Raw genomic sequence first — 10,604 nt, forward strand, 5'->3', positions numbered from 1 at the left:
TCAGCCCTTCGTCGCACCGGCGGTGAGGCCGGAGACGATGTACTTCTGCACGAACAGCGCGATGACCATGATCGGCAGGGTGACCACGGTGGTCGCCGCCATCAGACCGCCCCAGTCGATGCTGGCGTACCCGACGAAGTCGAAGATCGCCACCGGCAGGGTCTTCGTGTCCGCGCCGGAGAGCACCAGGGCGAACATGAAGTTGTTCCAGGAGAAGATGAACGACAGGATGCCGGCGGTCGCGATGCCCGGCACGGACAGCGGCAGGGTGATCCGGCGGAACGCGCCGATGGGGGTCAGCCCGTCGACCTGGGCCGCCTCCTCGAGTTCGTCCGGCAGGCCGTCGAAGAAGCCCATCATGATGTAGACGATCAGCGGCAGCGACACGAACATGTGGCTCAGGATCAACACGCTGAAGCCGCCGACCATGCGCAGGTTCGAGAAGACGTAGTACCAGGGCACCAGCAGCGAGACGCCGGGGATGACCCGGGCCATCAGCACCACGAGCGCCGACTTCTTCATGTTGAAGCGGCTCATCGAGTACGCGGCCGGCACGCCGAGCAGCAGCGACAGCGCGGTCGCCGCGAAGGCCACCCAGAGGCTGTTGACGATGAACTGGACGTAGTTGGCCTGTTGCAGGACGGTGCCGTAGTTGTCCAGGGTGGGCGTGAAGATCAGCGCCTTGCTGGAGTCGTAGATGTCGACGTTGGTCTTGAACGACGCGGCGACCATCCACAGCAGCGGCGCCACCAGCGAGAGCACCACGAGGACCAGCGCCACCGCGCGGAAGACCTTGAACCCGGAGCGTGCCTTCATCGGCCGGCCTCCTGCTTCTTCTTGCGGTAGGTCAGCGCCCACATCGAGCCGATGATGATCAGGAAGAACAGGATCAGCACCGTCGAGGAGAGGCCGTACTCGTTGTAGTCGAAGCTCAGCCCGTAGGCGTACACGTTGAGGGTCTCCACCTCGTTGAACGAACCGCCGCCACGACCCTTGGTGGCGTAGAGGATGTCGAAGGTCTTCAGCGCGTCGATACCGCGCAGCAGGACCGCGACGATCACGGTGGGCATCAGCAGCGGCAGCGTGACGTGCCGGAACCGCTGCCAGGGGCTGGCACCGTCGATCATCGCCGCTTCCTGCGGCTCGTCCGACAGCGAGGTCAGCCCGGCGAGCAGGATCAGTACGACCATCGGCGTCCACTGCCAGATGTCGATGAAGATCGTGGTGGGCAGCGCGGTGTGCTGCCCGGCCAGCCACGGCTGCGGGCCGATGCCGATCCAGCCGAGCGCCTGGTTGGCCAGCCCGATGTTCGGATCGAAGATGAGCCGCCACATCATGCCGACGGCGACCGGGGTGGCGACCAGCGGCAGGAGGATGGCGACCCGGACCCACTTCTCGCCCTTGAACGGCCGCCACAACAGCAGGGCGATCGCCATGCCGAGGACGACCTCGAAGAGCAGCGCGACACCGGTGAACGCGGCGGTACGCCCCACGGCCGGCCAGAACCGGTCGGTGTCGCCGAGCACGTCGATGTAGTTCCGCAATCCGATGAACTCCGACTCGGCGCGGACCGAGCCGGACGAGTCGGTGAGGCTGAGGTAGATCGTCCAGCCGAGCGGGAAGATGATCAGCGCGACGACGAAGGCCATCGCCGGGGCCGCGAAGAGCCACTTGCGATGGTCGTTGGCCCAACGCGCCCAGCCGGGCGTGTCGGGCATGACGGAGGCGTCACTGGGCGCCTTGCTGGGGGCGGTTACAACTGCCATCAGATCTCCGTGGTGGGAGCCCGGGCGGGGTGGTGGGGCAGTTGGCCCCACCACGCCGCGCTCGGAACTAGCGGGCCTCGTCGTCCAGGAACTTCTGGAACGCCGCGTTGGCGGTCTCGGCCGACGCGGCGGCGTCGCCACCGGTGATCGCGTCGACGATCGGCTGCCCGACGATCTCCCGGGCCTGCGCGACCCGCTCGACGACCGGCCGGTCGTGGCCGACGCCGTTGGCCAGGCTCACCGTGATCGCCTCGGCCATGTCGGCCGGGTAGGTCGAGATGCCCTCCGGGTTGTCCCAGACGGAGGTCCGGGCGCCGGGGACGCCGGCCTTCTGCTGCTCCAGCGTCTGCGCCTTGCCGGCCGCCCACTCGATGAACTTCCAGGCGTTGTCCTGGTTCCCCGAGGCGTCGTTGAGGGCCAGGCCCCACGACGGGATGTTGTACGGCTTCGAACCGGCCGGGCCGGCCGGCATCGGCGCGAACCCGACGGTCTCGGCGACCTTCGACTTGCTCGGGTCGGTGGCGTTCTTGTAGAGCGAGTTCGCCTCCGGGTAGAAGGCGGCCTGGCCTTGGGTGAAGATCGCCATCGCCTCGGACCAGCTCATGTCGGTGCTGACGTTGGCCGGCCCGTTCTCGCGCAGCAGTCCGCCATAGAAGGCGTACGCCTGCTTGGCCGCCTCGGTGCTCACCGCGGCGTTGCCGGACGCGTCGACGAAGTCGCCGCCGAAGCTGTACAGGAAGCTGGAGAACTGGGTGACGGCGGCAGCCTTGCCGGTCCGGGCCACGAAGCCGGCCACACCCGGGTTGTCCGCCTGGATCTTCGTCGCCTGGGCCTTCAGTTCGTCGAGCGTGGCCGGCGGGGCGCTGAAGCCGGACTTCTCCAGCAGGTCCTTGCGGTAGTAGAGGACCTGCTGTTCGGTGATGATCGGGATGCCGACCAGCTTGTCCTCGTGGGTGGTCGCCCCGACCGGGGTCTCCTGGAAGTCGGCGAAGTCGAAGTCGGCGCTGTCCTTGGCCCGGTCGGTCAGGTCGGCGAGGTACCCGTTCTTCGCGAACAGCCGGCCTTCCTGCAGCGGCCGGTACATCATCACGTCGATGTCGCTGGAGCCGGCGTTGAGCTTGACGTTGTACTGGTCCGAGAGCTGGTCCTCGCCGAGCTGGGTGACCTCGACCTTCAGGCCGGTCTGCTGCTCGAACTCCGGGATCACCTTCCGGATGTTCTCGGTCCACACGTGGTTGACCAGCGTCACCCGCACGGTGTCCGATTCGCCGCCGCTACCGCCGCCGCCACAGGCGGACAGCGTCATGGCGGCTACCACCGCCAGAGATGTCCCGATTATCGATCGACGTCCCACGTCCGTCTCTCCTTCTGTGCTGGTCGCCACCCGCGGGGGATGGGCGTGTCACCGGTCGCCACCTCGGGGGACGGGCGCGACCTCAGCGTTTTACATCCGCTTAACTTCGGGATGCTAGGCCGAAAAAGCAGACTTATACAAGGGGGAGACCTGACTGATATGCTCTGACGCGTGAATCTGCCGTCCTCGGGGGTCGCTCCCACCCAGACCGCTCCCACCGAGGCCGGCCTGCACGGACGCGTCCTCGACCACCTCGGCACCGCCATCTGCGGCGGCGACCTGGCCCCCGGGGCAGTGCTCAACATCGATGACCTGGTCGACCGCTACGCGGTGTCCCGCTCGGTGATCCGCGAAGTGCTCCGGGTGCTCGCGTCGATGGGCTTCATCGAGACCCGTCGGCGGGTCGGCGTCATGATCCGCCCGGCCGGTCACTGGAACGTCTTCGATCCCCAGGTGATCCGCTGGCGACTCGCCTCGGCCGGACGCATCGCCCAACTCCGCTCCATCACCGAGCTACGTACGGCCGTGGAACCGCACGCCGCCTGGCTCGCCGCCCACCGCGTCAGCCACGACGACGCCAGCGACCTGGTCGGCCTCGCCGCCAAGATGTGGGCCGCCGGCAAGGCCGGCGACGAGGACCGCTTCCTGGGCCTCGACATCGAGTTCCATCACCGGGTGCTGCGCGCCTCCGGCAACGAGATGTTCGTCAAGCTGCAGGACCTCGTGGCCGAGGTGCTCGCCGGGCGCCACCACCACCACCTCATGCCACACCAGCCGCACGAGCAGGCGCTCCAGTTGCACGCCGACGTGGCGCAGGCGATCCAACGCCGGGACGGGGACGGCGCCCGCCGGGCCATGGTGCAGCTCATGGAGCAGGCGTTCGACGAGATGGCCTCGATGTGGGAGCAGGAAGGCGCCACCGGGCGGCACCCCTTCTGACAGCGGCGCCCGGTCGGGAACGCGTACGGCCCGCCCGACGGGCCTGCCGGTCGGCGGTGCCGACAGGCCCGGTGCGTCCGTCGGGGTCAGGCAAAGATCAGGTTGGTACCCCTCACCGTGATGGGGATCTGGCTGTAGTACACGTAGTTGTAGCCCGGGGTGTGGAGGGTGCCGGGGCAGGCGCTGTCCGGGACGGGGTCCGAGCCGGCGGTGATGGTGCCGAGAGCGTTCACCTTGCCGTCGGTGCGGTAGGCGACCACCGGGCCGCCGCTGTCGCCGGGAGCGACCGCGCACTGTCCGCCGGTGTGGCGGGCCTGGATCAGTGGCCCGACCATGGCGCACGGGATGCCGGCGATGGTGGTCAACAGGCCGGTCGCGGTGATCTGGACGCTGTTGCGCTCGCCGCTGGTGGCTCCGCTGGTGGTGACCCAGTTGCCGACGCGGTTGGGGACGACGCCACCGACCGCCACACGGTTGTTCGAGTAGGGGTCGCCGGTGTAGACCCTGCCTGCCGAATAGGCGCCGCCGATGATCATGGTGTCCTGGCAGGTGTCCTTGCTGTGGATGCTGCCCAACCAGACGCCCGCGCCGGTGTAGGCACTCTGACCGTTCTCGCCGCAGTGTCCGGCGGTGAGCATCGCCGAGTTGGGTCCCAGGAAGATCGCGAAGCCGGTGGTGCACTCGCCGATCGGCGTCCGGAACCGACTGCCACCGACGTACAAGGGGACGTCGGCCTGCCGGTTGTAGGTGGCGACGGGCTTCTCGCCGGCCACGACGGTGACCGGGACGGTGGAGTCGCGTACCGCACGCGCCGCGCCGGCTCTTGCGCTGTCTCCGCCGCTGACGGTGAGCTGGATGCCGCTTCCGTCGACCTTCGGGATGGCGTTGACGACGTTCGGCACGGTGGTGAGCCCGCGGGCCGCGTTCGCCAGCTCGGCCTCGGAGAACCGGGCCGGCAGCAACCTCACCGGTACGTCGTGGTTCAGGTCGGCGATCAGCGAACGCACCTCAGTTCCGGCGTCACCCTTCCAGTAGACCCGCAGCTCGCGGTTCTCCGGAGCGGCCACGAGCCCGGCGAAGCCGGCGTTCTTCGCCGCCTCCACCTTGTCGGCGGCGGCGTTGAGGCGGGTCTGGACCTCGATCAGTTCCGACCAGGTGGCGAACCCACCGGGTACGGCGCCGGTCGGGACGGGCTTGGCGTCGACGGCTGATGCCGCCGATGTCGGGCTGGTGAGCGACGCGGCGACAAGCACCGCCACGCCTGTGGCGACAAGTGCACGATGCAGAATCGCGCGCCTGCTCGAGGGCTGTGATCCGATCATCTGTGCGGCCTCCTACAACGGAATCGCGGCGGCCGACTGGCCACCACAGCTTCGGAGTGTTCCGCTTCGACAACGCAAAGTCACTCTGCGTAGTGATTCTTTCGCATGTATTCGCGGTTGTCGTGGAGGGCGATTGTCCCGATCTTGATCGGAGCGTATATGTCCAAAATCAACATGGTGGTGCGCCGCGGGCGTGATCGCGGCCTTCGTGGTCGCCCTTTCCCCAGGCCAGTTCGGGGTGGGACACTGAGCCGTGTCGAGCGATGGCAGCCAGCGACCCCCGGAACGCCACGGCGCCGGGCCGGTCCTGCCATGATCGCCGGCCACTGGGACCTCGTCGTCGCCGGCGGCCGGATCGCCGGTGCGGCCACCGCGTGGGCACTCGCCCCGTACACGGAGAAGATCCTCGTCGTGGACGCGTCTCGCCCCACCGCGTTCTGGCCGCAACAGTCCACCTGGGACCGGACCGGCAACCTCGCCTGGGCCGAACTCGGACTCCTCGACACCGTTCTGGCCTGCGGCGCCCCGCGCACGTACGGCGACACCTACCGGGTCGGCGACGAGGTCGTCGAGCGGGTGTATCCGCTGGAGGACGAGTACTCGTACCGGATGAGTGTTTCCCGTGAGGTGCTGGACCCGGCGCTGCTCGCCGCGGCCCGTGGCCGTGGCAACGTCACCGTCCTGCGGCCGGCCCAGCTGCGCGACATCGCGCTCGACGCCGGCGGGGTGCGCGGGGTGACCGTCCGGCATGCCGGGGTCGACCGCGAGATCACCTGTGACCTGCTGGTGCTCGCCGACGGCCGGCTGTCGCGCAACGCCGAGCGGGTCGGTGCGGCGGCCTACCGGGTCGTCGACTCGCCGTGGTTCGCCCTGCTCGCCTACTACGAGAACCTGCCGCTGCCGACCGATCGCTCGTACTTCTCGTTGCAGGACCGCAGTGTCCTCATCTCGACCCCCTGCGGCGACAAGCAGTGGTGTGTCGCCCTGGACCTGCACCAGAGCCTGATCGACGAGGCCGGCGAGCATCCGGCGCGGATGTACGACCGGATGGTGCGCGCGGATCCGCACGTCGGGCCGGCTGTCGAGGCCGGGCGGCGGGCCACGTCGGTCGGCGGCGCCGGCCGGATGCGGATGCTGCGCCGGCCGATGAGTGGACCGGGCTGGTGCCTGGTCGGCGACGCCGGCTACCACCTGGATCCGGTCACCGCCCAGGGCACCCGGGCCGCCCTGGTCACCGCCCGGATCCTGCGGGACCGGGTCGCGGCCGCCGGGCGGGTCGGGGCGGCCGACCTCACCGGCCTGACCGAGGAGCGGGACGCGGCTCTCGAGGACGACTGGGCCTACACCGAGCAGATCGTCGCCCCCGGATAGGCGGCCGAGGAGCCGCGCCGGTCGGGAGCGCGCGGGAATTGCCGATACCCGAAGTCGATCGACTTATTTCTATCTAATCGGCGGTCGCCCGGCGAGTCTGTCCCTACCGGTTCCACCACCCGAAGGGGGCACTCATGACGCAGATCCGCGCCGGATACCGGCGCGCCGCGGCCGCGGTCGGCGCCGCGCTGATCCTCACGGCCGTGCCGATCGGCACCTCACCGGCGTACGCCGACAACCAGGTCGAGGCGTTCACGGCCGGCGCGAACGGCCTGCTCTACAAGTCCACCGGCGGCACACCGGCCGTGGTGCACGGTGACCTGTTCGCGCCGCCCGGTGCCGGCGTCGCCACCATCCGGTTCGCCAGTGGCGGCATCACGGCGTTCGCGATCGGCGTGCACGGCGGTCTCGTCGCGTCACGGACCGTTTCGGGCGGCGCCGGAGGGCCCGGCGTCTCCATCGAGGGCCCCTACGGCATGGCCCCGCCCGGAGCCCCGATAGCCGCCGCCGGCCTGGACGTCTTCTTCGTCGCCCGCAACGGCGCCGTCTTCAACAGGTCGTACCGGAGCACTGCCCCGGCCGGGCCGCAGCAGGTCACCGCGGCCGGCATCGCTCCACCCGGCGCGGTGGTCGCCGCCATCCCCGGCACCACCCCCGGCGTCGCGTTCGTCGGCACCGACGGCGCACTCCGCGTGGTCCGGTCCAGCGGCACCGGCACCTGGACGACCGCCCCGGCCAGCCCACCGAACTTCGCCACCCCCGGCGGCGGGCTCGCCGCCACCTCCGCCGCGGCCGGGTTCGTCACCGGGCTCGACGGACAGATCTGGCCGGTGAGGCTGACCGGCGGCCCGTTGCCGGACCCGTGGGCGCCGGTCGCCGTCGCCGGCACCGGGGCCGCACCGGCCGGGGCACACCTCGCCGTGGCCCAGTTCACCGGCGGCCCGACCATCGTGGTGTTCGCCGGCCACGACGGTGCCGTCCGGGCCACCTCGAACGTCGCCGGAACCTGGCACGAGCCGACCGCGGCCACCGCGGCCGGCGTCGCCATCCCCGGAAAGCCGGTCGCCACCACCATCCACGGCGACCACCTCGACGGCGACTGGTGCGGCAACGGCACGGCGTGGCAGATCCGCATCCCGAAGCCGACTCCCCCGGTGGGTCCTTATCCCGAGCCGTGGAACGCCACCACGCTCTCGTTCCAGGCCCCCAACATCCAGCCCGGCGGACACGTCGCCAACGTCCTGCGCTAGCGCTACGCGGTCGGCCGGGTGCCGTTGACGGTGACCCGCTGGCCGTAGCGCGAGTGCGGGTAGTAGTCCCACACCGCGTGGTGCTGGGTGCAGCGGTTGTCCCAGAACACCAGCGTGTTCGGCGTCCAACGGACCCGGCAGCTCAGGATCGGCTGGCCGGCGACGTGGTTGAAGAGCATGTCGAGCAGCGCCCGGCTCTCGTGCCGCGCCAGCTGCACGATGTGCGACGTGAAGCCGGCGTTGACGAAGAGCAGCTTGCGCCCGGTCTCGGGGTGCCGTACGACGACCGGGTGCTCGCTCTTGGGCACCACGTACTCCGGCGGCGGGGTGTAGCCCTGCCACGGGATCAGGCCGTCGTGGATCGCGGTCAGCCCGTCGAGGAACGACCGCATCGACGGGGACAACATCTCGTACGCCAGGTGCATGTTGGCCCACAGGGTGTCGCCGCCGCTGCCGATCTCCGGCGTCCTGGTGACGTAGAGCATCGAACCCAGCGACGGTTCGGCGTCGGCGGTGCCGTCGGTGTGCCAGTCCTCGCCCGCCACGAACTGCGAGTCCTTGTCGGCGCTGATCTCCAGGATGGCCGGGTCCCCGCCGTCGACGTCGGCGAGCGGCTGCAACCGCAGATCGCCGAAGTAGCCGGCGAACCGCTTGTGGTCCTCGGCCGACAGGACCTGGTCACGGAAGACCAGCACGTGGTGGGTGAGGAAGGCCTGCTTGATCTCGGCGAGCTGCTTGTCGTCCAGTTCGGTGGACAGGTCGAGGCCGGAGATCTCCGCGCCGATGACCGGCGACAGCGGCCGGGCGGTGAACGTGTCGTAGTGCTCCTGCGGCCGGGTCGTCAGCCGCTCGACGGCGGCCAGTACGTGGTTGTCCATCTCTTTCCCCTCGTGGATCGGTTGTTTCACAGCCCCCGGGCGAGCAGGTCGGCCACGATCAGCCGGCCGAAGGCGAGGTTGCCGTGGATCGGGTCGTCGGGCTCGCACAGCGCGGCGCGTTGCAGGCCGGTCGCGTCGGTGACCCGGGCGCGCAGGTCGACGATCTCGACTCCCAGGTCGACGAGCGCGCGCCGCATGGTCTCCTGCGCCGCCATGAAGACCGCCCGGTCGGCCATGCCCGGCACCCGTTGTGGCGGCAGCACCGCGAGGACCCGTAGCCCCAGGTCGACGGCGTGCCGGTAGAAGACCAGCGCGTCGCGCGCCATCGCGCGCACGATGTCGTCGAACAGCCGGCTGGACAGGAAACCCGCCGGGAACCCGCCGTCACCGGACCGGTAGACGTGCCAGTTCTCGGTGGTGGCGAAGAAGTGGGCGCTCAGCCCGAACGTCGACACCAGCGGGATCGTGAGCTGGCCGATGTCGGCCACGGCCAGGTCGGTGAGAAAACCCCGGTAGAGCTTTTCGACCTCGGCGTCGCGGAAAACCAGACCGTCGGCGCGTACGTCGAAGAAGTCGGCGTTGAAGTCGCGCCCGGAGCCGATCGGGCCGCCGACGAACGGCAGCCCGGCCGCCTTCGCCGCCCGGCCGATCGGCCCGGCGTGCGAGTCGCCGAGGAGCAGGAACCTAGCCGGCGTTGTAGTAGTCGAGGACGGCGTCGTCACAGAGCAGGTCACCCCCGTCACTGGTCCCGGTCGGGCCGACCGGTCGGGTCCCGGCGGATCGCCCCTCGAGCCCGGCGAAGAAGTGGCGCATGACGAAGTCGACACCCGACGGCGTCACCGAACGCAGGTTCGGCTCGAAGAAGACCCCCCGGAACGGGAAACCGGTGATGATCTCGTACGACGGGAAGTAGTCGACGTGGTCGTGTTCCCGCGCCAACTGGCCGGCGGCGGCCCGCAGCACCGACTTCGAATAGGTAGTGGCGACCAGTGCGTGCTCTCCGGTCGCGGTCGCCGTCAGTGGCACCGGCGACACCGTCAGCAGGACGGTCAGCCGGGGGTTGACGGCCCGGGCCAGCGCGACGGCGGCCGACAGGTCGGCGTGCACGTCGGCGACGGTGAAGTTGCGGAACTCGTGCCGGTCGGCGTCGAACGTGCCACGGACCGTGCCGGGGCAGACCGGGAACACGGTCCCGGTGGGCCGGTCCCGCCACGCCTCGGTCAGCCCCAGGGTGAAGATGAGGCAGCCCGCCTCGGCGACCGCGACCCGGATAGCCGCCAGCGTGACCCGCCGGGCGGCCAGCACCGCCTCCGCCGACGCGTGGCCGGCGGGTTCGACGGACGGCCGGTACGGGTCGAAGAACGCCGCGTCCTCGTTCCAGACCTCGTCGGGCGCCGCCACGTCGTCCAGTGCCCAGGCCAGCCACTGCCGCAGCATGGCGGCCGTGTAGATGTTGCCGGTTCGGAACGAGAACTGGCCGTACTGGCGGGCCCGGCGCTCGTCCCCGGTCAGCCCCGGCGGCGGCAACTCCACCTCGCGCCAGTTCATCCCGTAGTCCAGCAGCGCGGGTCCGATGTGGCGGGCGAAGCACGAACCGGCGGTGAGGACCGGGTCGTCCGGGTCGACCACGAACTTCGGCGTCCACAGGTCCCCGATGTCCAGCATGTCCGGCTCGGCCACGGCGGTGCGCCAAAAGGACCGTGGCGGCAACGACCGGTACGGGT

Annotated in this window: 10 protein-coding genes; 3 read left to right on the forward strand and 7 right to left on the reverse strand. The window is 70.0% G+C overall.

Annotation, left to right across the window (positions count from 1 at the left end):
• From AB0M79_RS21330 to AB0M79_RS21340, 3 genes are all read right to left on the reverse strand, one after another.
• Window positions 1-816, reverse strand: a complete 816-nt coding sequence (locus AB0M79_RS21330) for a carbohydrate ABC transporter permease (RefSeq protein WP_364216283.1) — start codon at window positions 814-816, stop codon at window positions 1-3.
• Complete coding sequence (locus tag AB0M79_RS21335) at window positions 813-1,766, reverse strand: sugar ABC transporter permease (RefSeq protein ID WP_364216286.1); 954 nt, start codon at window positions 1,764-1,766, stop codon at window positions 813-815. The genes AB0M79_RS21330 and AB0M79_RS21335 overlap by 4 nt, the downstream gene beginning before the upstream one ends.
• A gap of 67 nt (window positions 1,767-1,833) precedes the next feature.
• Window positions 1,834-3,072: a sugar ABC transporter substrate-binding protein gene (locus AB0M79_RS21340; protein ID WP_364216289.1), complete on the reverse strand. Its 1,239-nt coding sequence runs from the start codon at window positions 3,070-3,072 to the stop codon at window positions 1,834-1,836.
• A 219-nt stretch (window positions 3,073-3,291) separates the two neighbouring features.
• Here AB0M79_RS21340 and AB0M79_RS21345 point away from each other — a divergent pair, with 219 nt between their 5' ends.
• Complete coding sequence (locus AB0M79_RS21345; RefSeq protein ID WP_364216292.1) at window positions 3,292-4,059, forward strand: FCD domain-containing protein; 768 nt, start codon at window positions 3,292-3,294, stop codon at window positions 4,057-4,059.
• 86 nt (window positions 4,060-4,145) lie between these two features.
• Here the strand turns inward: AB0M79_RS21345 and AB0M79_RS21350 are convergent, their stop codons facing one another.
• The gene (locus AB0M79_RS21350; protein WP_364216295.1) at window positions 4,146-5,318 is read right to left on the reverse strand and encodes a hypothetical protein; all 1,173 of its coding nucleotides are present in this window, start codon (window positions 5,316-5,318) and stop codon (window positions 4,146-4,148) included.
• Window positions 5,319-5,693: 375 nt separating this feature from the next.
• Here AB0M79_RS21350 and AB0M79_RS21355 point away from each other — a divergent pair, with 375 nt between their 5' ends.
• Together AB0M79_RS21355 and AB0M79_RS21360 are read left to right on the forward strand one after the other, a co-directional pair.
• Window positions 5,694-6,752 (forward strand): FAD-dependent monooxygenase, encoded by a 1,059-nt coding sequence (locus AB0M79_RS21355; protein WP_364216298.1) that lies wholly within the window; start codon window positions 5,694-5,696, stop codon window positions 6,750-6,752.
• Window positions 6,753-6,886: 134 nt separating this feature from the next.
• Window positions 6,887-8,002, forward strand: coding sequence for a hypothetical protein (locus tag AB0M79_RS21360; RefSeq protein WP_364216302.1), 1,116 nt, complete (start codon window positions 6,887-6,889; stop codon window positions 8,000-8,002).
• Window positions 8,003-8,004: 2 nt separating this feature from the next.
• Here AB0M79_RS21360 and AB0M79_RS21365 read toward each other — a convergent pair whose 3' ends face one another.
• From AB0M79_RS21365 to AB0M79_RS21375, 3 genes are read right to left on the reverse strand one after another with little or no spacing between them, the layout of a single operon-like run.
• Complete coding sequence (locus tag AB0M79_RS21365) at window positions 8,005-8,880, reverse strand: TauD/TfdA family dioxygenase (protein WP_364216305.1); 876 nt, start codon at window positions 8,878-8,880, stop codon at window positions 8,005-8,007.
• Between the two features lie 26 nt (window positions 8,881-8,906).
• Window positions 8,907-9,602 (reverse strand): hypothetical protein, encoded by a 696-nt coding sequence (locus AB0M79_RS21370; protein WP_364216308.1) that lies wholly within the window; start codon window positions 9,600-9,602, stop codon window positions 8,907-8,909.
• Window positions 9,565-10,545, reverse strand: coding sequence for a GSCFA domain-containing protein (locus AB0M79_RS21375; protein ID WP_364216311.1), 981 nt, complete (start codon window positions 10,543-10,545; stop codon window positions 9,565-9,567). The genes AB0M79_RS21370 and AB0M79_RS21375 overlap by 38 nt, the downstream gene beginning before the upstream one ends.
• Window positions 10,546-10,604 lie beyond the last annotated feature (59 nt).

The organism is Polymorphospora sp. NPDC051019, assembly GCF_040683055.1.
GTDB classification, from domain to species: domain Bacteria; phylum Actinomycetota; class Actinomycetes; order Mycobacteriales; family Micromonosporaceae; genus Polymorphospora; species Polymorphospora lycopeni.